The 25225-nt window shown below is 40.6% G+C and carries 23 protein-coding genes and 1 tRNA gene; 4 read left to right on the top strand and 20 right to left on the bottom strand.

Features of this window, described 5'->3' with window-relative positions:
- Positions 1 to 56 precede the first annotated feature (56 nt).
- On the bottom strand, positions 57 to 977 hold the full coding sequence (locus tag WKT17_RS12605; RefSeq protein WP_340273092.1) for an AraC family transcriptional regulator: 921 nt from the start codon (positions 975 to 977) through the stop codon (positions 57 to 59).
- Positions 974 to 1648: a YoaK family protein gene (locus WKT17_RS12600; protein ID WP_173750051.1), complete on the bottom strand. Its 675-nt coding sequence runs from the start codon at positions 1646 to 1648 to the stop codon at positions 974 to 976. Before WKT17_RS12600 ends, WKT17_RS12605 begins: the two co-directional genes overlap by 4 nt.
- Positions 1649 to 1782: 134 nt before the next feature.
- Here WKT17_RS12600 and WKT17_RS12595 point away from each other — a divergent pair.
- The 3 genes from WKT17_RS12595 (at position 1783) to feoB (ending at position 4154) form a co-directional block, all read left to right on the top strand.
- A tRNA-Met gene (locus tag WKT17_RS12595) sits at positions 1783 to 1856 on the top strand.
- Between the two features lie 126 nt (positions 1857 to 1982).
- Complete coding sequence (locus WKT17_RS12590; protein WP_173750052.1) at positions 1983 to 2255, top strand: FeoA family protein; 273 nt, start codon at positions 1983 to 1985, stop codon at positions 2253 to 2255.
- Positions 2256 to 2270: 15 nt separating this feature from the next.
- Positions 2271 to 4154 (top strand): ferrous iron transporter B, encoded by a 1884-nt coding sequence (gene feoB, locus WKT17_RS12585; protein ID WP_340273089.1) that lies wholly within the window; start codon positions 2271 to 2273, stop codon positions 4152 to 4154.
- Here the strand turns inward: feoB and WKT17_RS12580 are convergent.
- From WKT17_RS12580 to WKT17_RS12560, 5 genes are read right to left on the bottom strand one after another with little or no spacing between them, the layout of a single operon-like run.
- Positions 4118 to 5077: a DMT family transporter gene (locus WKT17_RS12580; RefSeq protein ID WP_340273087.1), complete on the bottom strand. Its 960-nt coding sequence runs from the start codon at positions 5075 to 5077 to the stop codon at positions 4118 to 4120. The genes feoB and WKT17_RS12580 overlap by 37 nt on opposite strands.
- Positions 5074 to 5802: a FadR/GntR family transcriptional regulator gene (locus tag WKT17_RS12575; protein WP_291682676.1), complete on the bottom strand. Its 729-nt coding sequence runs from the start codon at positions 5800 to 5802 to the stop codon at positions 5074 to 5076. Before WKT17_RS12575 ends, WKT17_RS12580 begins: the two co-directional genes overlap by 4 nt.
- Complete coding sequence (locus WKT17_RS12570) at positions 5792 to 6382, bottom strand: cytidylate kinase-like family protein (RefSeq protein ID WP_173750056.1); 591 nt, start codon at positions 6380 to 6382, stop codon at positions 5792 to 5794. Before WKT17_RS12570 ends, WKT17_RS12575 begins: the two co-directional genes overlap by 11 nt.
- A 12-nt stretch (positions 6383 to 6394) precedes the next feature.
- Positions 6395 to 7087 (bottom strand): LrgB family protein, encoded by a 693-nt coding sequence (locus tag WKT17_RS12565; protein WP_291682669.1) that lies wholly within the window; start codon positions 7085 to 7087, stop codon positions 6395 to 6397.
- A gap of 1 nt (position 7088) precedes the next feature.
- Positions 7089 to 7439, bottom strand: coding sequence for a CidA/LrgA family protein (locus tag WKT17_RS12560; RefSeq protein WP_173750058.1), 351 nt, complete (start codon positions 7437 to 7439; stop codon positions 7089 to 7091).
- Positions 7440 to 7609: 170 nt separating this feature from the next.
- Here WKT17_RS12560 and pepT point away from each other — a divergent pair, with 170 nt between their 5' ends.
- Entirely contained in the window at positions 7610 to 8830 is a 1221-nt protein-coding gene (gene pepT, locus WKT17_RS12555; protein ID WP_173750059.1) for a peptidase T, read from the top strand.
- Between the two features lie 259 nt (positions 8831 to 9089).
- On the opposite strand, the gene WKT17_RS12550 is transcribed toward pepT, so the two are convergent.
- From WKT17_RS12550 to WKT17_RS12490, 13 genes are all read right to left on the bottom strand, one after another.
- On the bottom strand, positions 9090 to 9830 hold the full coding sequence (locus tag WKT17_RS12550; protein WP_340273080.1) for a hypothetical protein: 741 nt from the start codon (positions 9828 to 9830) through the stop codon (positions 9090 to 9092).
- Positions 9831 to 10005: 175 nt separating this feature from the next.
- Entirely contained in the window at positions 10006 to 11772 is a 1767-nt protein-coding gene (locus tag WKT17_RS12545; RefSeq protein WP_340273078.1) for a recombinase family protein, read from the bottom strand.
- A gap of 261 nt (positions 11773 to 12033) precedes the next feature.
- Entirely contained in the window at positions 12034 to 13314 is a 1281-nt protein-coding gene (locus WKT17_RS12540) for a relaxase/mobilization nuclease domain-containing protein (protein ID WP_340273076.1), read from the bottom strand.
- Positions 13296 to 13835 (bottom strand): plasmid mobilization relaxosome protein MobC, encoded by a 540-nt coding sequence (gene mobC, locus WKT17_RS12535; protein WP_340273074.1) that lies wholly within the window; start codon positions 13833 to 13835, stop codon positions 13296 to 13298. The genes WKT17_RS12540 and mobC overlap by 19 nt, the downstream gene beginning before the upstream one ends.
- 280 nt (positions 13836 to 14115) lie before the next feature.
- Positions 14116 to 14598 carry a hypothetical protein gene (locus WKT17_RS12530; RefSeq protein ID WP_340273072.1) on the bottom strand — a complete coding sequence of 161 codons (483 nt, stop codon included), beginning with the start codon at positions 14596 to 14598 and terminating at the stop codon, positions 14116 to 14118.
- 290 nt (positions 14599 to 14888) lie between these two features.
- The gene (locus WKT17_RS12525) at positions 14889 to 16127 is read right to left on the bottom strand and encodes a restriction endonuclease subunit S (protein WP_340273070.1); all 1239 of its coding nucleotides are present in this window, start codon (positions 16125 to 16127) and stop codon (positions 14889 to 14891) included.
- A gap of 2 nt (positions 16128 to 16129) precedes the next feature.
- Positions 16130 to 16786, bottom strand: coding sequence for an SEC-C metal-binding domain-containing protein (locus WKT17_RS12520; RefSeq protein ID WP_340273068.1), 657 nt, complete (start codon positions 16784 to 16786; stop codon positions 16130 to 16132).
- A gap of 11 nt (positions 16787 to 16797) precedes the next feature.
- The gene (locus WKT17_RS12515) at positions 16798 to 18372 is read right to left on the bottom strand and encodes a type I restriction-modification system subunit M (RefSeq protein ID WP_340273066.1); all 1575 of its coding nucleotides are present in this window, start codon (positions 18370 to 18372) and stop codon (positions 16798 to 16800) included.
- Positions 18373 to 18374: 2 nt separating this feature from the next.
- A complete protein-coding gene (locus tag WKT17_RS12510; protein ID WP_340273063.1) occupies positions 18375 to 21287 on the bottom strand; it encodes a type I restriction endonuclease subunit R in 2913 nt (970 codons plus the stop codon).
- 17 nt (positions 21288 to 21304) lie between these two features.
- Complete coding sequence (locus tag WKT17_RS12505; protein ID WP_156354586.1) at positions 21305 to 21544, bottom strand: plasmid mobilization protein; 240 nt, start codon at positions 21542 to 21544, stop codon at positions 21305 to 21307.
- Positions 21545 to 21610: 66 nt separating this feature from the next.
- Entirely contained in the window at positions 21611 to 22216 is a 606-nt protein-coding gene (locus WKT17_RS12500) for a ParA family protein (protein WP_317317095.1), read from the bottom strand.
- A 766-nt stretch (positions 22217 to 22982) separates the two neighbouring features.
- Entirely contained in the window at positions 22983 to 24596 is a 1614-nt protein-coding gene (locus WKT17_RS12495; protein ID WP_340273057.1) for a DNA primase family protein, read from the bottom strand.
- A gap of 179 nt (positions 24597 to 24775) precedes the next feature.
- Complete coding sequence (locus tag WKT17_RS12490) at positions 24776 to 25015, bottom strand: excisionase (RefSeq protein WP_156354583.1); 240 nt, start codon at positions 25013 to 25015, stop codon at positions 24776 to 24778.
- Positions 25016 to 25225 lie beyond the last annotated feature (210 nt).

Here is a 25225-nt window from a genome sequence, read left to right as displayed (position 1 = left end):
ATTATAATGTGCAGAGACACAAAAATCTTACGAATATTTGATTTAAAACTACGATATTATGACTTTCCATCCACATAATGCTTTCGATACTGAAGGGGTGTAAGTCCGGTGTCCTTCTTGAATTCCCGAAGAAAATTCCCCAGATTGTAAAAGCCGCAGTCCAGACAAATCTCCATAACTGCCATGTCCGTGGTCTGCAAAAGAATAATGGCCTGCTTAATCCGATATGCATTCAGATAAGATATCGGGGACTTTCCCAGCGCTTTTTTGAAAAAGCGGCAAAAATACTGTTCGTTCATGTTGGCCTGCTGCGCCAAATCCCGGATATAGATTTTCTCCTGATAATGGGAACGGATAAAATCCAAAGCAGACTTAATAATTTCCACCCGGTAATCGTCCTCCTTTTCCGGTTCCGTCAACAGGGAATACGACGAAAACACAGCCAGCATATTCAGCAGTCCGGCACGAATAAAAAGCTGAGAGGACAAATTCTCCGTAACGGTCTGTCCCTCTTCCGAAAGGAAAGAACCAGTCTCATGAAAAATGCGCAGAATCTCCATGTACTCCTGCCGCACTCTGGCAAAAGCAGGCGACGCCCCAGCCAGATATCTTGGAAGGCGGATACCTCCTTTGGACAAAGGCTGCAGCAGCCGGGTCTGTGCCATATCATAATGTTCGAAGCTGAGAATCCTGGGATGAAAAAGGACCGCAGACTCCAGCCCCTGTGTCAAAGGCTCAATGGAATGCAGTTCGCCGGGATTGATAAAGTAAAAGCATTCTTCCTGAATCCGAAAAGTCTCCATATTAATACGAAGCAGAAACTCTCCCTTTCCAAAATAAAGAATTTCGATTTCATCATGCCAATGGTGTTTTACCCCCTTCCAGGAACAGGTTTCCTCCACCTCGTAAAGCCCGCAGGGAAAGACGGCTGTTCCATGGTCTTTCTGCTCTTTCAACCTGGAAGTATCTGCCATCATATGGTTTTCTCCTGCTTGTGATGGAACATGGCAAGAAAAACTGCCAAAAGTCCGATACAGCTTACCCATACAGCATTTGCCCCCATATGCAGTGTGAGATAGCTTCCCACGGCAGCGCCTATAATAAAGAAAACAATTACATTATAATACTGCAGACTGTTTTTCAGACATTGAGCGTCTCTGTTTTTTAAATAGCGGTAGAGATTTTCCGTAGCGCTTCGCAAATTTCCGGTACACATGGTGGTGGCATAAGAATTGCCGTTCATTTTGCGGAATGCTTCCACCTGCAGAGCACAGACAAAGGAAACCATAACATTAACCAGGGTATCCGTTTTCCCCAGCGGCAGAAAACCTGCAAGAATCAGGCAGAACAATTCTACCAGGACTACCAGCTGTCTCCAGTGTATGCTTTCTTTCCATTTAAACAGGGATTGAATCATTTCACAGACGAAAATTCCCAGGACAAAGGCCAGTATGGGAAGCACATAATAAAAAGCTTTGCCCCAGTTCTGATTGGTCAGATGAACACCCAGAAGCACAATATTTCCCGTCTGGGCATTGGCAAAGACGTGACCGCGGCAGATATAGGTATAGGCATCCAGAAATCCACCTACTACAGCCAGCAAGATTCCCAGCAGGTGCGTTTCGGACATTTGTTTCGTTTGTTTCATGGAAAAAGCCTCCTTTGTTTCTGTAATTGCTGTTTTGTCTTTAAAAGGATAGCACAGAAAACAAAAAGGGACAAGGCAAATGCTTGACAAAGAGAAATATAGGGTCTATACTAGATTCATACAAAAGCAACTAACGCGGGATGGAGCAGTCTGGAAGCTCGTCGGGCTCATAACCCGAAGGTCACAGGTTCAAATCCTGTTCCCGCTATTGAAGAGAAAGCCATTGACCAGGAAAGTCAAGGGCTTTTTCTTTTTTGTTTCCGTATTTTTTGTCACGCTGTCTTTTTTCTCTCATATAATACACTATATTCTTCTGCGGAAAAGGAGTTTTTCCATGCTGTCCATACCTTTATGTAAACTAAAAAAAGACCAGTGTGCCATAGTAGAAGGAATTTCCTGTCCTTCGGAACATCAGATGGAAAAGTCAGAAATCATCCGGCGCTTTCTGGATTTGGGTTTCTGCCAGGGTACACCTGTAAAGTGTATCAACACAGGTATTTTCAAAAATCCTCATGCTTATCAGATACGGGGAAGTGTGATTGCCATACGCAACGAAGATGCCCAGATGATTTTGGTTCATGCTGCTGACCCTTCCCAAACTATGTAAATGGAGGTGGTTATTTTGTATCTTCATTCAGAACCAGTCTCTTCTTGTACCATTGCTCTGGCAGGAAATCCCAATGTGGGAAAAAGTACGATTTTCAATGGCCTTACCGGTATGCACCAGCATACTGGAAACTGGTCCGGAAAAACCGTTTCTCTGGCAACCGGACACTGTGCTGTGGGAAAACATCTCTATACTTTCACAGACCTTCCCGGCTGTTATTCTCTTCATGCCTGCTCTGAGGAAGAGCGCCTGGCTGGTGCCTGTCTCAGAGAAACTACACCGGATGGGGTGCTTGTTATTTGTGATGCCGTATGTCTGGAACGCAATCTAAACCTTGTGCTGCAAATTCTTTCTGTGACTGCCAATGTTATTTTATGTATTAATCTCATGGATCAGGCAGCCAAAAAAGGCATACATATTTCCTGCAGCACACTGGAAAAAGAACTGCACATTCCTGTCATCGGTATTACGGCCCGCCGAAAACGGGAGATTCGGCGTTTAAAACAATTTCTGGATGCCTGTATGTTTCAAAAAGCAATCGTTCCTCCCGTGCTTAAGAAGCTTTCCGAGGATCCCATACCCCGGGCCGAGATGGCCTCAGAACTGTACCAGAAAGCCGTCCGACTGGAAAAACCGGATACCCGCTCTTTTGATGGTACTTTAGATTACCTCTTTACGGGAAAATACACCGGCATTTTCTGTATGCTGATGCTTCTTCTGTGTATTTTCTGGATAACGCTTCTGGGCGCCAATTACATTTCTTCCCGGCTTCACAATCTGCTGTTCCGTCTGGAGCCTTGGCTGTATGAGCAGTTTTCTCTCCTTCTCCCGGAAAAATTATGTCAACTGCTCATTCAGGGCTGTTACCGGGTAACTGCCTGGGTTGTCAGTGTCATGCTGCCCCCAATGGCTTTGTTTTTTCCTCTGTTTACGCTTTTGGAAGATTTCGGCTACCTGCCCCGGGCTGCTTTTAATATGGACTGCTGCTTTTCCCGCTGCAAGGCCTGCGGCAAACAGGCTCTTACCATGCTTATGGGCTTTGGCTGCAACGCTGTAGGCGTAACCGGCTGCAGAATCGTGGATTCTCCCAGAGAACGTCTCATTGCCATTTTGACAAACAGCTTTGTTCCCTGCAATGGACGCTTTCCCACCATTTTGGTGGTTCTGGTTCTTTTCTTTACCACCAAAAAAGCGACATGTCCGCTGCTTCATACCCTCTGGCTTGCCCTGCTGCTGACCTGTGTCATTCTCTTTGGTGTACTGATGACTTTTTTCTCTTCCTGGCTTCTTTCCAAAACCGTTTTAAAGGGAGTTCCTTCTTCTTTCGTTTTGGAACTGCCGCCCTACCGCAAACCGCAGATTTGTTCCGTGCTGCTGCACTCCGTTGTCCATCGGACACTGCTGGTACTCACAAGAGCAGTTACCGCTGCCATTCCTGCCGGACTACTTATCTGGCTTATGGCAAATACCATGGCAGGAGGCCAAACGCTTCTGACCCGAATATCTGCATGTTTAGACCCTTTTGCCCGGCTTTTGGGTCTGGACGGCACCATTTTACTGGCTTTTATTCTGGGAATACCTGCAAATGAAATCGTGATTCCCATTATCATTATGGCCTACACCTCCCAGTCCTCCCTGGTGGATTTTAAAAATCTTTCCGCTTTGCACACTCTGCTTCTGGAACAGGGATGGACGCTTTCTACAGCCGTATCCATGCTGATTTTTTCGGTTCTTCACTGGCCCTGTGCAACCACACTTCTTACCATAAAAAAAGAAACCCACAGCTGGAAATGGACAGCGCTGGCCTTTTTGCTGCCCACCTGCATGGGATTTCTGTTGTGTTTTCTTGTCACTTGTATGTTCTACGGATTCTCCTGCGTGTACTCTTTCGGTGGCTGATTCACCAGATAGATTCCCGCACAGACCAGTACCAGGGCAGTGAGAATCTGCCACCCTTTGGTCTGGCTTTCTTCCCGAAGAATCAGAGTGGATAAAAGCACGCCAAACACCGGATTGGTGAAACCAAAAATAGCAATTTTAGACACTGGATGATACTTCAGAAGAATTCCCCAGAGGGAAAACGCAACCGAAGAAACCAAAGCCAGATAAACCAGCACGGCAATTCCCGGCAACGTCACGTTTGCAATTTGGCCGCCCAGAAAAAAACCGCCTGTCACCATCACCAGACCTCCTGCCATGAACTGCCAGCCGCTTAAAGTCACAGGGTCTTCCTCTTTGGAATAAATTTTCAGCAAGCTGGAGGAAAAAGCGTAGGCCACCACAGAAATCAGCAGAAATCCTTCTCCGTCCAGCCGGAAACTCATGCCAATGTCTTCTCCGTTTAAATTCACCAACACTACACCTGCAAATCCTATGATACAGGCCGTAATTTTTCTCCCGGTCAGCTTCTCCTGATGAAACAACAGGCTGGCAACTAAAATAGCGACAAAGGTGTTTGACGCAATGATAATCGAACCTTTTACTCCGGAAGTATGAGCCAGGCCCAGATAGAAAAAGATATACTGCAAAACCGTCTGGAAAACAGACAGTTTTAACACCAGCGGAACAGAGGTCTTCTTTGGAAGCAGCACTTTCTTCTGTAATAAACTGCCGAAAAGCAGGGCCAGAAATCCCGCCAGGAAAAACCGGATTCCTGCAAACAGAATCTGTGAAGCCGGGTCATCTCCCGTAATGGCAAAAAGACGGTATCCTGACTTTACCGCCGGAAAAGCGCTGCCCCAGAGGGCGTTGCAGAGAATGGCAAGAAAACACACAATAAAAGGCTTCTGCAAAAGATGTGGGGGTTGTGATTGTTTTTTCATAGCAGCTTTTCTTCCATCTTTTTGATTTCCTCATCCAGCACATTATAATGCTCCCGAATAGCCTTAATGCCTTCCTGCACGTCTTTTTTCCGCAGGTTTTCATAAACCCGTCTGTGGCAATCTCTCAGCTTTTCCCACTCTGCCTGTCCAGCCCGGGCAGAAGCTTCACTGATAACCCGCTCAAACATATCGGACAGCGCGTCATTTAAAATGCCCAACAGATTATTTCCGGAAATTTTTATCAGTTCATCGTGAAAATTCTTATCCTTTTTGGGCCGTTCCTCAGGGGAACAACACTCCAGTTCCTCCAAAAAATAGGCCAAACGTTCCAATTCCTCCTCTTTCGCCTGCCTGGACGCCAGCAGATATGCTCCAATTTCAACGAAACGGCGAAGCTGGCTGATTTCTATATAATTGCTCTGCTGCGTTACCAACAGAATGGAGAACACACTGCCAAGGCTGTTTCCCACATGATTTACCAGGAAGTTTCCCTGTCCGTGCCTGCTTTCGATAATTCCCATATTTTCCAGACAACGCAACGCTTCTCTGACGGAATTTCTGCTTAGTCCGAGAGTGGACATCAGTTCCCTTTCTGACGGAATTTTGCTTCCAAACTCTACCTCTCCGCTTTCTGCCAGGTTTTTAATATGTTCAATAACCAGATGGTATACCTTTTCTGTGTCCTGTGTCTTTTCTGTTTTTTTCTCATCTCCTTTATTTTTCATCTGTCAAACCTCTGCTTTTCAAATAACTGTATATCAGCTCCACCGTTCTCTCTGTTCCCAGTACGCCTGCATTGATGCACAAATCATAATGATTCATGCAGCCCCAGACCTGACCTGTATAATATTTGTGAAACTCTGCTCTTTCCTCTTCTGCCTTTTGTATTTTAGCTTTTGCCTTGTGAACGGAAATCCCTTCATGGCTGGTGACCCATTCCAGCTTTGCTTCCATATCCGCATAAATAAACAGCCTGACACAATTTTCTTCTTCCTGAAAAATATAATTTCCACATCTTCCAATCAACACACAGGATTCCTGACCGCAAAGTTCCCGAATCCTGCGAAAAGGGATTCTTCCCGCCCGGCTTTCTCCCTGGTTCATGGCAATGGCATACAGCAGGCTGTTGACCGGCTGTTCCTCATAGAAAGAACGCACTTCCTCGTAATCTTCTTTTCCTTTGGCAATTTCCATTAATTCATCCTTACCATAAAAAGGAATGCCCAGCCGCTTTGCCAGTTCCTGTCCGATTTTCTTGCCTCCACTGCCATACTGTCTGGCAATGGTAATCACTAATTTTTCCATGAAACTGCCTCCTTACATAAATCCTGCAAATACAGATGCACCAATTACTGTCAAAAGTCCCGCTACTGCAATAGCAAGACTGCTCATAGCTCCCTCCACAGGACCCATTTCCATAGCTTTCGCAGTGCCTATGGCATGGGATGCAGTTCCAAGAGCCAGTCCCTTGGCTATGGGTTCCTGAATGTGAAACACTTTACACACAAGTTCAGCTATCACATTTCCCAGAATGCCGGTGATAATAATAACTGCCACGGTAATGGTTACAATGCCTCCCAGTTCCTCTGAAATTCCCATCCCAATGGCTGTTGTAATGGATTTGGGAAGCAGGGTTACATACTGCTCATGGCTCAGTCCGAAAAGCTTCGCCAGCACCAGCACACTTACCAGACTGGCAAGAACACCGGAAACAATGCCTGCTGCCACCGCTTTAAAATTTTTCTTTAAAAGTGACATCTGTTCGTAAAGGGGAACGGCCAAACACACCGTAGCCGGAGTCAGAAGATAACTGATATATTTGGCGCTCTCATTATACTGGTCATAATCTACTTTAAAAAGTACCAGAACTGCCATGACACAGATGGTTGCAATCAGCAGAGGATTTAAAATAGCCAGTTTAAATTTTCTTCTTAAGAGCAGCCCTGCTTCGTAGGCCACCAGACTTAACACAGCACCGAAAAAAACGGAATTACTCAAAAATTCTTTCATCTTACTTCTTCCCTTTCCGAATCATAACCTGAGTCACCTGTCCTGTAACCGCCATAACAAACACGGTAGTCACAACCGTAATCACCACTACCGGAATCCACACCGGCAAAAGAGCGTCTTGGGCCTCCAACAGACCTACGCCAGCCGGAATAAACATGACAGGCATAATTTCTATAAGAAAACCCGCTGCTTCCTTCACCTGGTGAATCTTCAAAATTCCGGTTCCCAGGGCTGTCAGCATAAGCACAAGTCCGTATACGCTGGCAGGTATCGGCAGGGGAATCAGCCTGCGCAAAAGCTCTCCTAAAAAGGAGAGCAGCAAAATAACACTGAATTGTTTCAAAAACTTCATCTTTCTTTCCTCTTTTCACTGGTAGTACCAGTCTATTATAGGCATGCCCTTTGCTAAAGTCAAGAGATAGCATAAGAAAGACTGTTATTTCGGAATTTCTCCGTCTGGACAACCTTCCTTCCTTGTGTTAGCATAATTTACAGAAAGAATTTTTTTAAGGAGATTTCACTATGAATGTAAAAGAACGTTTTCTGAAATACATTTCTGTGGACACGACTTCTGACCCATCCTCAGAAACTTTTCCAAGCACCAAAAGCCAGCTGGCCTTTGCAGCAGATTTAGAAGCAGAAATGAAAGAAATGGGACTTGCAGAGGTGTCCCTGGACCAGTACGGTTATGTTTTCGGCACCATTCCCTCCACCATTCCCGACTATCAGGGAAAAATTCTGGGCTTTATCGCCCACATGGATACCTCCAGCGCAGCCTCCGGCGCCAATATTTCTCCGCGTCTTATTGAAAATTATGACGGAAAGGACATTGTGCTTCACACTGAGAAAAATATTATTATGCGTACAAAGGATTTTTCCAATCTCAGTCAGTATCAGGGACAGGATTTAATTGTGACGGACGGTCTGACCCTCTTAGGCGGGGACGATAAAGCGGGAATCGCCGAAATTCTCACAGCCGCTGAATACCTGCTGGCTCACCCGGAAATTCCCCACGGTCCCATTCGTATCGGTTTCACGCCGGACGAGGAAATAGGCCAGGGAACAGACCACTTTGATGTAGAAAGATTCGGTGCGGATTTTGCGTATACGATGGACGGCGGCGAATGCGGCGAACTGGAATACGAAAACTTCAACGCAGCCAGCGCTTTTGTTACATTTCATGGCGTCAGTATTCATCCCGGCTCTGCCAAGAACAAAATGATAAATGCCGTTCTTCTGGCCATGGAATTTCAGAGTATGATGCCTGAAAACCAGAAGCCTGAGTATACCCAGGACAGAGAAGGTTTCATTCACCTGGACGGCATTGAAGGTTCTGTGGAAAAAACTGTTTCCGAATACATTATCCGTGACCACGATATGGAATTGTTCCGGGAGAAAAAGCAATTTATGGAACGGACGGCAGCTTATATGAATGAGAAGTACGGAAAAGGTACTGTGGAACTGAAGCTTGAGGATTCTTACTTTAATATGAAGCAGCAGATTGAGCCGCATATGAATCTCATTGAGAATGTGCTGACTGTTTATGAGAAGCTGGATATCCGGCCCCAGGTACTTCCTATCCGGGGCGGTACAGACGGCGCACAGCTTTCCTTTAAGGGACTTCCCTGCCCGAACCTGGGCACCGGCGACCATAACTGCCATGGGCACTTTGAGTTTGTGTGTGTGCAGGCCATGGAGAAGTGCGTGGATGTGATTGTGGAATTGGCGAAGATGTGTGTGTAAAAGGTATCGGATTTGTGAATTTCCTACACCAGAGTAATTCATGGCATCGCCCTGAATTACTCTGATTCCATCTAAATTCATAGTTTCAAACCTGTCTGGGGTACCGGGGTCTCCATCGTGTCTAATCAAGCGCCAGTGTTAATTCTCTTGCACTCCAAAATTCCAATCCATTTTCACGCATATTCTTAATATCTTCAAATCGCTTATATTCTTTTGCAATTAATTTGCTCACGAAATCCCCAATACACTCTATTCTAAATTATAGTTCAATCTTAAATTTTCCTCTGCTCCACAACCACATAGGCGTATGTATATCGATTGGTACATATTCCGTATCTTTAAGTATTGCCTTCCATCTATCTGCAACAAGCATCTGTACATTTGGCAGTGCCGCCTCTTCCAATGTAATGATACCCAATTTTGTACTCGCCTGTATTACATGAGTATCCGGAGCTACGGTAATATTTTCCCGGTCATGGAATTTTGTGTCCGTATACTGTTCCATAACATAAAGCCAATAATTATTAATTTTATTTCCACCAAGGTATGGAAACATTTTCTTATGCTGCTGAATATATGCTTTAATTTCAGCTACGCTGTCATCCATCCTCTTGAAAAAATTTCTGATATCCCCCTCAAACTCTTCATAAAATGTTTTGCAAAGTGTTCTCCATATGACAGGCTGTTTATTTGGCTGCGATGCAACTTTATATGCAGTAAGCAATTCTTTCAGTGTAACATCCGACATTTCCATAACTTTTTGGCAATCATATACCTCAGGAGCATCCTTATACATTTTATTCGCACATTCCCACAAAATATAAGAATTTCGCTGATAATTCAGAGCCATAGGGAGCGTAAAGTACAAATAATTTTCTTTAGAACCTCTATCTAATGCCGGATTTTCATGTTCAGGCATTTTCTCACCCCCAAGCAATCCTTGATTATATGCACTCATCAAGTCATATACTCTTATTAAGATTTTTGTTTTATCTTCCATACAATTTCCTGTCTCCTAAATTTTGTTGCTCTTTCGCCAAATAATAGACTTACGCAAAAAGATACTTCTTCACTGCTAACTGCCTGCCCCCTGAGTATATCAATTCCCTCATATCCACTCTGTGTAAATAGAAACACACATCTATTTTATCTCCAAAATTGTAGAAACCTTTGATTTATTGGGCTTTTCTCATAAGCAGAGCGACTATTTCGTCGTGCATTTCATTGGGTAGGAAATAGACAGAATCGTCTTCCTCATTCTTTTCTTCTCCATCTCCACGGAAACCAATACTATCATAAAAGGTTCCATCCACGTCTAACGGCACTTTAAATCTCACATTTCGCACCCATCGACCGTTTGCCTGTCGTTTTGGGAATAGCTCTACTTTATCCAGTACAAGTCCCATCAACTGTTTTATTCGATTCTCTGGAATTTCTTCCATATACCGCACGATTGCATCCAGCAATTCATAATACTGTTCAGCAGTAAAGGTCTGCTTTTGCACATTCTCAATGGCAATGTTATTTCGCAGTAAATCTGCATCCAATTTTGCCAGCTTTTCCGTCAATTCCCGTACAACACCCATATAATCCTCAAAAAGAGTATCATATAATTCATCATCCACATCCATGTTTCCGATTTTATCTAACATTTTCTTTTTTCGGATTTCCAGTTTCTTCTTCGTATCTTCCAGACGTATTTTCTCTGCTACTAATTCATCCAGAGAACCGTCTTCCTTTCCACCAGCTTTTTGTGCAATCCTACGTTTAAATTCTTCGTCATTCAAAGCATATTTTACAATGCTGATAACCTCTGCATTGACAATATCCTGTCGGATATGTGTTTTGTAGGTACAAAAATGTCCTTCCACCTTGATGCGATTTTTACACTTATAATACCACATATCCTTGTAAAAATCATCGGAACCAGCCTTCTTTTTGCGATTGACTACACCATACATCTTCGCTCCGCACTCTGGACATCGCAACAAGCCCGATAGGATATGGCAATGCCCTGTATCATGGACTTTATCATACTTTACGCCTGTTACCAGACGTTTTGCATGAGCTTTCTGCCATAATTCCTCAGATACAATAGCTTCATGTATCCCTTGATACAGCTCATAGGCATCTTCTGCCTGTTTTACCACATGATATTCATTGCGTTTTCCTTCGATTTTTTCGGTCTTTCTTCTTCCGTATGCGATTTTTCCCATGTACACAGGATTATCTATTACCAGCTTCACAAAATTAGAGCTAATATTGGATAGCGTTCCATTCTGGCGTACTTCTTTTGTATAGCCATGGTCATTTAGCCATTTTGCCACAGCATTACATCCCATATCCGTATTGGCAAATTTATCAAAGATAATCCGAACCAGCTCCGCTTCTTTTTCGTTTATCTCAAGCACTTTCCCACGTTCCCCCTCACGAGGTACTAATGTATAGCCATACGGAGCAAAACCACCGTTCCATCTACCATCACGGGCTTTTTGCCTACGACCAGCCATCGTCTGCTCATGGATATTTTCACGTTCAATCTCTGCTACCGCAGCCACTACGGAAATCATCAACTTTCCAGCAGCTCCGGCACTATCAATGTTATCTTCCACACAATACAGATTCACTCCATAATCTTCCATGAATTGCAAACTATTTAACGTATCTGCTGCATTTCGCCCGAATCGTGAAAGTTTAAAGACCAGCACATAATCCACTTCATCTTTTCCAGATTGAATATCTGCAAGCATCCGCTGAAACTCTGGTCTTCCTGTCACGTTTTTTCCTGATTTACCTTCATCACTGTATGTTCCGACCACTTTCATGCCCCTGTGTATAGCTTCTTTCTCTAATCGCTCCTTTTGAGCTTCCAGAGAATAGCCGTCCACCTGTATCCCTGTGGATACCCTTGTGTACAGGTAACATCTTAACTTTTTCGCCATTTTCCTACCCACTTTCTTTTCTCATTACAATCGTGCTTTTATTATACTTGTTATTTTCTAATATATCAAGTTTTATCACACCTTATAATCAAGAAAAATCCATAGAAATCAAGCTTTTTCGCATATATCTGTAAAACGCTCTAAAATGCGTTTTAAGCCACTTTTCCTTTTTTACGATATTTTTATCGTCAAAAGCAAAGAAAATCCCTCTGAGAGCCTTTTACGCCTTCAGAGGGATTATTATGCTTGTGTTTTGTTTTCTTATAAATCTGGTGAATTATCATCTTCTCTTTGAGCATTCCGAATCCGGGCAACTACATCCGAAGACCGCAAACGTGTCATATAACTTGCATCTTGACGTACTGTATTTAAACGTTCTTGCGTTTTTTCCCGATTCTTCTTTGCATCCTGACGCATTTTCCGTTCTAAAGCCAATGCCATCCAATCATTATTATCCCTAGATACAGGTTCATCTACCACATCCGTCATATCATCAATATCGTCTTCACCCATGAGCCGAACAATATTATTTGTTTGTGTTTGTGATTTCGGCATTGCTGGTCTTGCTACTGGCTTTTGAGCTGGTTTCTGTTTCACCCGATGTACTGGTTTTGGTGCTGGTGATACAGGTTCCTGTTCTTGTAACTTCGTTCTCGGTTCCTGTCTCCTCACTTTTTCTTCTGGAACTTCTCTTTGTGCCTCTTTTTGTTTCTGTAACTCCTGTTCCTTTTTCAGAAAATAGGATTCAATTTCTTCTGCATCGTACCTTGTACCAAGTTTATAAGACCTTGATTTCAAATTTGCTGGAATCTTTTTCCCTTCTGGGAACTTTGATGTATCCATCAATTCATACGTATAATATTTTCCACGTTTCTTTGAATCATGGACTTCCACGTTCACACCATACTTTGTAAGATTTGAAATCCAATCTTCTTCCGTCTCGGATACTTGCATGGATTCTGTAATACGGGATTTCAAATCATCCTTCCATACATACTCACCAACTTCACGCTTATGACGTTCTGTCTGTGTCGTTTTATCTTCGGTCTTGTCTCCAAAATCCAATTCCATATATTGTCCAGCAATCTCATTTGTCCATTCCATAATCTTCGGAAAGTAATACTGGTCTTTCGTACATCCCTTTGATGCAATCAAATCTGTATCACTGATAATTACATGATTATGTACCAACCCAGACTTTCCATCTATCTGTGTAAATACCATTGCCTGTCTGTTTGGATAATGCTTCTGAACAAACTCCTGTCCAATCATGTTAGCGGTCAGAATATCTTCTGGGTTATTTGGATTCAACTCGTTCCTACTGAACGATTGTACGATACGTAACACTTGTGTTGTATGATTTTTTCTCGCTTTGTTCCATCTCGTCTGCATCTGGTCTGCTGGGTCAACACCGGGTAACAGGTTCACATAACTAACCATTGCATTTCGTTGTTCATGTCCATTATGTCCCTTTGTATGTCCAGCAGCATACATAAGTGCTCCTCTACCATTTGCAGTTCTGGTTACCCTTGTATATGCCATAATGCTTTCGATACCCCCTCGGTGGCTCTCTCATATCGTTGCACATATTCTTCCATATCAGATGGCTGAACCACACGCAATAAGATTTCATTTTGACACTTCTGTAAGAACTGAACTCGTTCTACAATTTCGTATCTCTCTTTTGCTGTCTTACCTGCCATACTCTGTTTTAATTGCACAATTTCTGCTTCGATATTATTCCACTTTGCAATCTGATTTACGTTTACCCCAATCTTATTCAATTCATTTCGGATATGTTGCATCTCTGTTCCAAGTAATGCACATCTCATTCTGATTTCTTTTCCCTGTTCTGCATCCATGTATTGCACATTTCCGAAATATTGTTCCAAATGTCCATCAATGGCAAGTCGTACCACTTCGGAAAAAGATACGCCATATTCCTTCGCCATCTCACGCATAACATCGTCAATCTTCTGATTGATGCGTGCGGATATTTTCACAAGATTTACCTTCTCTGTTTCTTCACCCTGCACGCTATTGTTCGTTGCTGTTTCACTCATATATCCTTGCTCCTTCCACACGTATCTCCTGTTATAATTCTGCCAGCATCCCTAAAGGATGCTATTTTCATGTTCATGTGAATGTTATACCTAAGTTCAAGTAGGGCACTTTGGGCACCAACGGTATCTTTGTAAGATATGCAAGTATAGGGTTTGTCGGCGGATGCCTCCCAAACCCTAACGCAAGTCTTCGTTCCTTCGGAACTCGCCTTGCTTACTTGCAAGGGAAACAAAGTTTCCCCTTGACCCCTTCCTTGCTAACGCACGCTTCGCTGTTACGCTATCCCTGATAGTTTCCAGAGCCGTATTGTTGATTATGCATCTGTCTCAATTCTTCTGGATATTCTTCTGTATCATAACTCGGTTCACGTCTCCAATCATCTTCATCATCGTCTTCATACGTATCGTTAAAAATCGCATTGAATTGAGCCTGTCTTGCAGCTTCTTCTTTCTGTTCTTTTAATCTTTGAGCTTCTTTTCTTTTCGCTGTTCGCTTCTCTCTTTTAACACGAACATCATCTAATTCAGGCTTTGCACCTTGTACAATCGTATCAAAGTTCTTTATTACCCAACCTGCAATCGCACGCACATCTTCTTTCGTGAATTGCATGATTTTCTCACAAAATTCTGGATTGTTCTCCATTACATTTGAAAAACTCTGAACCAAAGGTTTTGCTTTTTGTTTGTTATATTCTTCTTCTTTCTTCTTCATTTCACGTTCCATACGTGCCAGTTCTAATGATACATCTCTTAATGTAGACATATTAAATTCCTCCAATCAGTTAAATTTTTTTCAAAAAATAAAAAGCGGCAAACAGAGTCAGGAAACTTTATGTTCCATCATCTGTTCACCGCTTTCTTCATCACCAATACAACACAAGATTGTATTGATGTTTGACAAGCTGTACTCATTCAATCACAGTTTGTCACGCCTGTGATTGTCTCAGAAGGTCTTACCCAGTCTCAATGCAAAGTGCCTTCTTTTGAGTTTTCGCTCATGAACTTTTTTATGTAGTTGTTGTTCTGAATATCATTCTACCACATTTTGTTTTGTTACACAAACATCTGCTGCAACAATCCCTTTTTCAGTTCCTGCCACTTTTCCAGTGTCTCTTTCTGTTTCTCAATAACAGCATCTAATGCAGATAAACAATCCGCAATTTTTTGTTGTTCAGGAAGAGAAGGAATTGAAACTTTTATTTTTTCGATAGCTGTTGTATTCAAAACCACTTGTGTACTTCCACCTTTTAAACGATATACTTGTTTCTCAACAACAGACGAATTAATATTATTAGTTAAAAATCGAGGATTTACTAAATCTAAATTTGGTTGAATAATAACAATATTTAAACAATTTGCATCCTCATCAGAATCATACAGCACAGCATGTCCACTATTTCCATGTCGTGCAATAAGAATGTCCCATTTTTTTAATTGAGATTTTTTATTCTTTTCATGAAATTGTCGTGTCACATATTTCATATCAGTGTCAACCAATTTTCCATCAATAAGATTTCCTGTTCTATATAATTTAACACCGTGTTTCTCCACGTAAAAACAATCACACGTTCCTACAAATCCAACTTTAATTTTATTTGAAACTTCTTCTAATTTCTTTTCTTCCCAATCCGGAAAGTCACTTCCGTCATCCGCTTTGAATCGCACTTCTTGACTGAACAACTTCTGCATCACGCCTTTTTTGCGTTCTTCCCATGCCGATACCGTTGCCCGTTGCTTTTCAATAATCGTGTCAATCGTGGATAAGAAATCGGCGATTTTTTGTTGTTCAGAAAGAGAAGGAATTGAAACACTGTAATTGCCAATCAATTTTAAATTTAATCCACCCCTTGTACCATCACCAGAGGAAATCAATCGTAAATTATTATACTGTAACTGCAAATATTGATATAAATAATCATCACAAATATCAGTATTTGTTTCAATAGCACAAAGCGACTGATTAGTACAAAGCGAAGTCCTTGTAATTGCAACCATTCCCCTTGTTTTTCCTTGTCCAGCCAACGCTATCACAACTGTATTCGGCTTCACCATTTTTGTACTACACTTATCAAACCCTAATTTTGAAATCCTTTTTTCAGTTTCAAAAATTTGTCCATTATTTACTTCACCTGAACTCATCCACTGAATTGTACCGTCTTCCCAATATTCAGGAATTTTTGTACTCGGTGTTGCACCCGCAAAACATGTTGCAATATCATTGATTTTCTTTTCTTCCCAATCTGGAAAGGCACTTCCGTCATCCGCCTTAAATCTCAATTTTGGTGCAATCATATTTACACCTCCTTTGAGCATACATATTTCCATTGTGTATTTCCATATTTCAAACGTAAAGCCGAGATATCAATCTTTTTATCAAGAATAATACCCACAATATCCCAAAGACCATTTTTCAAATTAGGATATGCATCCATATATTCACCAAATGAAACACTTGTAATATATGTTGCATTGGCATCCAATCCTCTAAAATAAATCCCGTATTCCATATCACAGGCTCCCCCCGTATAGCTATCTATTCCCAAAATTACAGGAGCATTAGCCGGACGCCCATCTAATAACGTCATAGAACAAGCTAAGTCAATAATTTGTCCATCTAATTCAATCCACGAATGGTCAAAATATCCCATATAATCATCTTTTACTTCACCAATACATGAAACTGGATTATATCCAAGCTCAGATAACACAACAAACATAACTGCTGTTGTTGCATGGCAAGCACCAATCCATTGTTGTGCTTTCATATAACTCATTAAATTACATAATACATCTGCAATATTGTCTGAATATCCTTTTTCCTTCACAATGTTACGAATAGCTACTTTTTCACTCGCACCATCTTTCATATATGTACCTTGCTTATTTAAACAGCAGTGTTTGTATTTCTTTCCGCTTCCGCAAGGACAAAGGTCATTACGTCCAACTTTCATATCAATCTCCTTTACAATCCCAGCAACCGCATCATGCTTTCCGCTTTATCAATCGCATCCTTTGTTTCTGTATCCAATTTCTGAATTTCAGCTTTCACAGCTACCAAATCCACAGGTTCTTCTTCCTCAAAGGTATCCACATATCTCGGAATATTCAAGTTGTAATCATTTTCAATGATTTCACTCATCTTTGCTTTATGAGCAAATTTTTCAATATCCTCACGCTTCACATAAGCATCTACGATTTTATCAATATGTTCCTGCTCTAATGTATTCTGATTCTTTCCCGGCTTAAATTCTTTGGACGCATCAATAAACATCACATTATCAGAATTGCCGTTCCGTTTGCTTTTTAACACCAATACACAAACTGGAATCCCTGTTCCGTGGAATAAATTTGCTGGAAGACCAATCACGGCATCCAAACGATTCAGGTCTTTGATGATATATTTACGAATGGCTTCTTCTGCTCCGCCACGGAACAGAACACCATGTGGCAATAATACTGCTACACGCCCATCTTCATCATCCATGTGATAAATCATGTGTTCCACAAATGCCAAATCTGCTGCTGACTTCGGAGCCAGTTTCCCAACGCCAGAATAACGAGGGTCATCCTCAAATTTCTTATCCGAAGACCATTTCAAAGAATACGGTGGATTGCAAACCTGTACGGTCATTTTTACATCCCCATATTTGTCATCTACCAGTGTATCCCCTTTGTAAATGTCAAAATTCTGCCAGTCCACACCATGCATAATCATATTCATACGTGATAAGTTGTATGTGGTTGCATTCTTCTCCTGACCGTAAAAGTGACCAACCTTATGTGTCGTCAAATGCTTCTGTACCTCTAACAACATGGATGCAGAACCACAGGTACAGTCACCAACCGTTTTCGCTTCATCCAAGCCCAAGGATGCAAGGGTAGCACAAAGTTTTGATGGTCCGGCAGGGGTGAAGAACTCTCCACCCTTTTTTCCGGCATCGCTGGCAAATAATCCAATCAAAATCATATATGCCGTACCAAGCACATCAAACTGAGAATCCTGCAAATCAAAATCAATATCGGATACCCGAACCATGACTCGGCTAATCATATCTGTTCTTTCAGAAACCGTTTCACCGAGACGGGTATCCTGTAAACGCATATCACTGAATAATCCATCAAATGCTTTGTTGGATTCATGCCCCATTGTAGAACCTACAAGGTCATTGATTGCCTTTTCAAAATCCTCTACACTAAATTTATCTGCATCATCCTGAAACTTTGTAATCTTGCGAACCAGATTGCGGAACAAGTTTTCAGGCTTAATCACATAGCCTAATTTCGATAAAGACCATTCCTCTACTACAGGTCTGTAATCCTCATCTGCAAAGGCATCTCCGTATGTGATGCCATCATTTTCCAAAATCTCAGCCATATATAACTCTGTACGCTCTGACAGATAGCGATAGAAAATCACACCTAAAATATAATTCTTAAATTCACTGGAATCCATCTGTCCTCGCAGCTCATTTGCAATCGCCCAGAGTGTTTGAGAAAGCTCATTTGCCTGAGCCTGATATGTATTTTTGTCTCCCATGTTTATTCTCCTTCAGCTCTGTATTTCTTATAAGTATCCTCCACAAAAGCTTTTACTGCCTTTGTCAGCTTTGTCATCTTCAGCAGTCCCAATTTATATGCAGTCAGTCGTTTACGAATCTCATCTTCTGAAACAGTACCACTGAATACATAACCCGAAAACAGTTCCGAAACAATGCTATAATCAATCTGATTTTCAAATGCAAAGGCTTCCATATCCGCCTGCATCTGCTCTTTCTCAAACTGTTCAAATGCTTCCATTACATCTACATCATCCGGCAACTCATAGAATCGAGATAAAATAAACTCTCGCATCACATCTTTTTTCAGTCGCAAAGATTCATTGTCAGAACGTTCAATCTCACGTAAAATCAAATCTACATCCTGCTGTTTTTCTTCCTCTGTTTTCGCATGAGATTTTGCATTTTTCAGCAGATTCAAAATATACACGACATTGATACGGTCTGTACGGACAAGCTCAATGTCAAAATCCACATCCACTGGCACTGGAACTGCTGGATTCTGTTTTTGCGTTTGGTCTTTGTAATACAAATACCAACTCTTGAATCCTTCGTATTCATTCTCATCCATTACAACCGCAAGGTCATCCCAGTTAAACTTTGAAAATGTCTTTAACGTTGCCAAAGTCTTTGCCATCGAACGAAACGCAATGATAAAATCACGAATTTCATCTTCGGATTTTAACTGCCCCGCTGTGTCCACATCTGGCGTAGTTTTCCTCAATACAGGTTCCTGATTCATCCACTGATTCAAATAATAATCATAATTTTCCAGCAGATATTCATTCGGGTCTCCGTCACCAGAAAATAAGGTCAACGCATCATCCTGCCACTGTTTGATATTCCGATAGGTCACAATCTGCCCAAACTGCTTTGTCATCTTATCTACACGATTTGTACGGCTATACGCCTGTACCAAAGAATGCCAAATCAAGTTTTTATCCAGATACAACGTATTCAATGGTTTTGCATCAAATCCAGTTAAAAACATATTCACCACAAGCAAAATATCCACTTGTGGAAGGTCTTTCTGTTTTAATCGCTTTGCAATATCCTTCCTATAAGCATCGAAGGTATCGAGTTTAAACGCTGTTCCATACAATCCATTGTACTCATCCATGCAGCGTTCCAAAAGTTCTTGTGAATGTTCGTCAGAACCATCATCCATATCCTCATTTGCCTGATAAGAGAAAATTGCAGCCACTTTTAACTTCTTATCTGCTGGAACCTGCTCATTCAATTTCTTAAATTCATCATAATATTTCCCCAAGGTCTGAATGGAATCTACTGCAAACAAAGCTGTATAAACATCCTTTCCCTGTGGATGTACGTGCTGTTCATGATGCTCAAAGATGTGCTTTGCAATGGTTTCCATACGTTTATCATCATGATACAGTTGACTCATGTCAATCTTATGCCGTTTGCAATACTCTGGGTCATCCAACTGTTCTGGGTCAATCCCTTTTGCAGCAAGATTTCTCGCAAAAATAGTACGCTGATATTCCACTGAGAAACGAAGCACGTTTCCATCTGCAATCGCATCTTTAATCATGTATTCATGCAAACAGGAATCCAATTTATCTCCTGCATGAAAAATATCGGCTGTTGTACGACCATCTGCCCCTTTATTCTTTTCAAAAATTGGTGTTCCTGTAAATCCAATATAATTTGCTTTTGTAAAATGTTTCTGAATCTGTCCATGCATTTTTCCAAATTGAGAACGATGACACTCATCAATAATAAATACCACCTTTTTATCTCTATACGCATCCATCACAGGTGCATATTTCGGATTTTTGACTGCATTTGCCATCTTCTGAATGGTTGTGACAATCATCTTTTCGCTCGATGATTTTAACCTTTGGATAAGCGTCGAAGTGCTGTCCGTATTATCAACACAATCCTTCTCAAAAGAATTGTATTCATCTACTGTCTGGTCATCCAAGTCTTTTCGGTCAATCAGGAATACCACCAAATCAATCCTTGCTTCATCTCGAAGAAGCTGTGCCAGTTTAAAAGAAGTCAGTGTTTTTCCAGAACCCGTACAAGCGAATACATAGCCATTCTGATTGACTTCTAATACACGCTTCTTTGCTGCCTTAACTGCATAAATCTGATAAGGTCTCATCACCATAAGAATCGGCTCTGTACTCTTAATCACCATATATTTATCCAGCATTTCGGTCAAAGCTGTCTTACGGAAAAATTCTCCTGTGAATGTATTCAAATCATTGATACGTACATTCTTTTCATCTGTCCAGAAGAAAACCAATGATTTCAAAATCGGATTGTATTGTCCATCTACCATTTCATTCTCATTACAGAAATATTTTGTCTGTACAGAGTTTGACACAACAAAAAGCTGTAAATATCGGAATAATCCCTTAAATGAGAATTTTCGATAACGGTTAATCTGATTGATTGCTTCGTTGATTTCCACACCGGGACGTTTCAGTTCAATCTGTACCACAGGTAAACCATTTATCAAGACCGTTACATCATATCTGTTTTTATACACCACATCATCTTTATGAGCTTTATCCATCGTAACCTGATGTGTCACTTGATAAAGATTTCGGTCTGTATCTGCTGAGAAAAACTCAATATATACGCTTTCTCCATTGTCCAACTCTAGTACAAATTTATCTCGTAATATTTTGGCTGATTCATATACGGAATGATTATCCACATGAATCATAATGCGATTGAACTCAGCATCCGAAAATGATGCAGCATGACCTTTTTCCGCCAACTTTTTTTCATTGAATTTTGCAAGCTGTGTACGGAAATTTGCCAGTACATCATCATAAGAGTTCATTTTTACGAATTTATAACCAAGACTCTCTAATCGGTCAATAAACATATTCTCAACCGCATATTCAGACGTATGTCCCATATTTTCATCCTACTTTCTTACCAATTATGATTTGCCATATATTCATCCGCAGCCAGACGGAAAAAAGCTGACAGGCTCAAACCGTGTGCTTTTGCCTTACTTGTCAGTCTTTCCTTCTCTGCTTTCGTCATAGAAACCAAAGCAGTTGCCCTTGAACTATCGGCTTGTCCTGTGGCTACTGCCACAGCATCATCATGTTCCTTTGTTGTATCACTTTCAAAGCTGTCTAACATACTTGCCATATCTTTTTTTGCCATGTGTACCTCTCCATTCATTGTAAATACTCAATATCTATATATAGCTACATTATAGATATTAAATATCTATTTTGCAACCAGTTTCTTACTCTTTGTCTGTCGTTTTTCCACTGGAAGACCTGTAAGAACACTGATTTTATCGCACAATGCATTGACTGCCTGTGTTGCTGGAGATGTACGGTTGATTTCATTGACAGAGCATCTATAATTTTCTGCCTGAACCAACACTTCTGATTGAGGAATCACCATAATGGCATCCAGCTTCTCTTTTGTACGAAACTTTTCCAACCACTCCATAAACGATGTGGTTGCACTGAACCGATTCGCTCCATTTACTACAATCATCACAGGACAATTCGCATGGTCTTTTACAAGAGCAATTGTTCTAGTAAAGGCTTCGATATTTCCACCTGTTGGACGTACTGGAACTACCACCATATCAGCACCTTCAATGGTCTGTGTCGTTTTCGTATCCATGATACGTCCCGGCGTGTCTACAATCGCAACATCTGGATGTTCTACTTTTTTATCTGTATTACGGTTCTTATACTGTCCATCAAAGGAATACAGAGAAGCCGGAACACCTTGACGAGTATAATAAAAATACAGCTCATCCGAAAGACGGGTCTTTCCCACTCCACCTTTCTCTGATACAAAGACAACTGTTTTCATAAGATTCTCCTTTCTTAGTATCTATTTTGTATATACTTAGTATCTATTTATAGATATATAATAGATACTGAATAACTATTTGTCAACCTATCAAGAAAGAAAAATCCAATATCACAGACCACATACAATGTAAATGGCAAGGGCTACGCCGTCCTCGGACCCATTGACATTGTATTTGCCTGTGAATAAGGGTAATCAAGCAGAACATAGCGTTGTTCTGCTTCGCTTAATCTTAATGTTCTAAAAGGGAAAGTTGTAAGGAAGGGGAAGATAGACGATGCTCTGCCCAGAGGGCAGAGCATCAGGTAATAAGCAGTAATACAAAGTAAATCTCGAAATGAGGAGTGCCTGTAAAATTTCTCGGTACCATTTTTGAAAACAAAAACGGTACCGGAAAAACCGCACCAACACTAGGAAAAGTGCTTCGGTACCGTTTTTCCAGCATTTCTCTCCTATAATATATATATTTGTTACCTAAATCAATACATTACACAAAGTATTGATAATAGTACACCCGCGTAATATTATAGAGAATATATATGGAAAAATGGTACTTTTTAAGAAATCCTAGTGTACATCAGGGATTGCGGGTACCATTTTTGTTTTCAAAAATGGTACCGCCCTTCGTTTCCACAAAAAAGTAATGCTCTTACAGCATTACCTCTAAGCTTTTTCTGTATTATGTCCGGCTTTGCGAAGCAAAGCCTATAAGTCCAGCGTAGCTGGACACCTAACTAGAGACGGCACATCGTGCCGTCTCCATCTTTTAATTATCGTTTCTAATAATTCCTCTATAATTGGCTTGTAACACAGGATGACATCGTTTCTCGATGTCGTGACTACCAGACATCATGGGATTCATCCAATCCTGTAAATTATATTCCGCAATCAGCGGTTCTGCTTTGTCCATTCTTGTACTCGGTTTGTATTTTTTTGACTTATCCTCACAGATAAATTCAGAATTTTCATCTAATACAGCTATCAGATTTTTAATGAATACCTGTTTCCCAACAACGTCACTTCTTCCGACATTCTTTACGTACCATGCTTTGTATAAATCATATAAGAATGTAAACGGAACCAAATCCCATTGTAATTCTGGAAAAATATCTGAAACAAATTGTCGTACCGGGTCATTAAATTCCTTGTATTCATTTAATGCCTGTTGACAACTTGCTGGAACATCCAATTCATAATAATCCATGTGTAATACTTTATGTAACACATACTCCAATACATCTTGTCTATGTAAGTAATCCTGTTTGATATACTTTCGTTCTACTCCAGTAAAACATTTTGTAAATGGAATGAAAATCTGTCTTCTGTAAAAAGAATCCGATTTATCTCTTACTCTCGGCATTTCATTTAAGCACTGTACCATAAATCCTCGGAACTGATAAGTAATCGGGTCTTTGAATTTACGGTTAATCATAATAGCATCTCCCGTAACAACTGCTTTTAAATTTGCAGCTTTATCAATATACGTTCCAACGTCATTTTCATCGACGATAATAGCACTGGCATTTAAGAGTTGTGTAAGATAAAAATCTTTACCGAAATCCGCAAGTGGAATTGCTGCATAGGATTTTTTTCCACATAACTCTCTCATCAATTCACAAAGGGTTCCTTTTCCGTTATTTCCAGATTCAGAATACAGCCAAGCCGTCTTATCCCATGCCACATTCGGTCGGATAATTGCCCCTAAGATTTGCCATAACAGATGCACAACTTCTGGGTCATCCGATAAATCTGCCATCCAACTTTCTACATCCCAGTCTGTTCCATCATCATTGTTATGAATCACTGGATTCTGTACATTTACTTTATAACTTACTCTGGATTTTGACAGAAACACCAAGTCCGGTGTAAATGGACGTAATTGCTTCGTGTCAAAATCAAAGATTCCATTGTTTACGGCAATCAAGTTTTTTGCTTTGCATTTTTGCTTTCGTGGAGCACAATCCTTCAAACAAGCAAACATTTCATTCAAGTCACCTGTTGAAATAAATGGATGATATTCTCTCGCTATTTTAATAAATACATCCTCGGAAGTAATATAAATACCTTCATCCAGTCCATCTTCCTGATACAATCCCAGAATGTTACCTGTATCGTCATTACGACCATCAATTGTTTCGATTAAGCAAATTGGATGTAATGTGTTTAATACCCATGCGACTTGTTGTGGTAATAAGGTTTCTGCAAGCCTTATTTTTTCTCCTTTTTCACGATTCACATTTTCCAATTTCACAGCACCACGGACATTTTCCATAATCTGATTTCTTACTTCTTCCGGTGTCACACTTTGCATATTTGATTTAATATCTTCCAATGTTTCCATTGTTACTCTATGCATAATTGAGATTCTATCATTTCCCATAGCTTTCAACTCCTTTTCATAATTATATTAAATTTTGAAAATCGGTTGATTTATGGACATTTTTTTGCTATAATTAACTTAAAGTTTAAAGATAAGCAGGCATTTTGCTGTAAATGCATTCTGCCATAAACCAACCAACAGTTACGAACGCCCATTCGTAGCTGTTTTTTCTTTGTATTTTACTTTTTCTTTTCTTCTTTGTCAAAGAACATAGTCTTAGAATGAATATAATCCTCTAATTCCTGTCGGCGAACCAGCATTTTCTTCGGACCCACCCAAATCAAAAATGGACAATCCGGCTCTCTTAACCATTTTCTCAATGTGACCTGTCCAATTCCTGTATAAACAGATGCTTCTGCTATAGACAGATTCATTTTTTCACCCAATGGAATATTTCCAATCGTTTTATTGGCAGCCATAGTTTTATACCTCCTGTTTGTTTTCTATTTATTCTGATATTTTTTCTATTTTTCTATATTATATCACATTTCGTTATATTTTCCTACCCACTTTTTAATTATTTTTCAATCGTGCGTTTATCCAGTGCCAGTGCGGGATTTCTGATTTTATAGTAAATCCAATCACTAATTTTATAGCTAAAAATATCTACTCTGTATCTATTTCAAGCA

Source organism: Blautia sp. HCN-20427, from assembly GCF_037890365.1.
GTDB lineage: Bacteria > Bacillota > Clostridia > Lachnospirales > Lachnospiraceae > Blautia.
Note: the sequence above shows the minus strand (reverse complement) of the source record. Positions and strands in the feature narration are given on the sequence as shown.

Bases quoted from the DNA above. Each gene is read 5' to 3' on its own strand.
- WKT17_RS12510 (WP_340273063.1), bottom strand. From the start codon at position 21,287: ATGGGACATACGTCTGAATATGCGGTTGAGAATATGTTTATTGACCGA.
- WKT17_RS12500 (WP_317317095.1), bottom strand. From the start codon at position 22,216: ATGAAAACAGTTGTCTTTGTATCAGAGAAAGGTGGAGTGGGAAAGACC.
- WKT17_RS12580 (WP_340273087.1), bottom strand. From the start codon at position 5,077: ATGAAAAAACAATCACAACCCCCACATCTTTTGCAGAAGCCTTTTATT.
- WKT17_RS12560 (WP_173750058.1), bottom strand. From the start codon at position 7,439: ATGAAGTTTTTGAAACAATTCAGTGTTATTTTGCTGCTCTCCTTTTTA.
- WKT17_RS12590 (WP_173750052.1), top strand. From the start codon at position 1,983: ATGCTGTCCATACCTTTATGTAAACTAAAAAAAGACCAGTGTGCCATA.
- WKT17_RS12605 (WP_340273092.1), bottom strand. From the start codon at position 977: ATGATGGCAGATACTTCCAGGTTGAAAGAGCAGAAAGACCATGGAACA.
- WKT17_RS12545 (WP_340273078.1), bottom strand. From the start codon at position 11,772: ATGGCGAAAAAGTTAAGATGTTACCTGTACACAAGGGTATCCACAGGG.
- WKT17_RS12565 (WP_291682669.1), bottom strand. From the start codon at position 7,087: ATGAAAGAATTTTTGAGTAATTCCGTTTTTTTCGGTGCTGTGTTAAGT.
- WKT17_RS12495 (WP_340273057.1), bottom strand. From the start codon at position 24,596: ATGGGAAATGATAGAATCTCAATTATGCATAGAGTAACAATGGAAACA.
- WKT17_RS12530 (WP_340273072.1), bottom strand. From the start codon at position 14,598: ATGTCTACATTAAGAGATGTATCATTAGAACTGGCACGTATGGAACGT.
- WKT17_RS12515 (WP_340273066.1), bottom strand. From the start codon at position 18,372: ATGGGAGACAAAAATACATATCAGGCTCAGGCAAATGAGCTTTCTCAA.
- WKT17_RS12550 (WP_340273080.1), bottom strand. From the start codon at position 9,830: ATGGAAGATAAAACAAAAATCTTAATAAGAGTATATGACTTGATGAGT.
- WKT17_RS12525 (WP_340273070.1), bottom strand. From the start codon at position 16,127: ATGATTGCACCAAAATTGAGATTTAAGGCGGATGACGGAAGTGCCTTT.
- WKT17_RS12490 (WP_156354583.1), bottom strand. From the start codon at position 25,015: ATGGCTGCCAATAAAACGATTGGAAATATTCCATTGGGTGAAAAAATG.
- WKT17_RS12520 (WP_340273068.1), bottom strand. From the start codon at position 16,786: ATGAAAGTTGGACGTAATGACCTTTGTCCTTGCGGAAGCGGAAAGAAA.
- WKT17_RS12540 (WP_340273076.1), bottom strand. From the start codon at position 13,314: ATGGCATATACAAGGGTAACCAGAACTGCAAATGGTAGAGGAGCACTT.
- WKT17_RS12575 (WP_291682676.1), bottom strand. From the start codon at position 5,802: ATGAAAAATAAAGGAGATGAGAAAAAAACAGAAAAGACACAGGACACA.
- mobC (WP_340273074.1), bottom strand. From the start codon at position 13,835: ATGAGTGAAACAGCAACGAACAATAGCGTGCAGGGTGAAGAAACAGAG.
- WKT17_RS12570 (WP_173750056.1), bottom strand. From the start codon at position 6,382: ATGGAAAAATTAGTGATTACCATTGCCAGACAGTATGGCAGTGGAGGC.
- WKT17_RS12505 (WP_156354586.1), bottom strand. From the start codon at position 21,544: ATGGCAAAAAAAGATATGGCAAGTATGTTAGACAGCTTTGAAAGTGAT.
- pepT (WP_173750059.1), top strand. From the start codon at position 7,610: ATGAATGTAAAAGAACGTTTTCTGAAATACATTTCTGTGGACACGACT.
- WKT17_RS12600 (WP_173750051.1), bottom strand. From the start codon at position 1,648: ATGAAACAAACGAAACAAATGTCCGAAACGCACCTGCTGGGAATCTTG.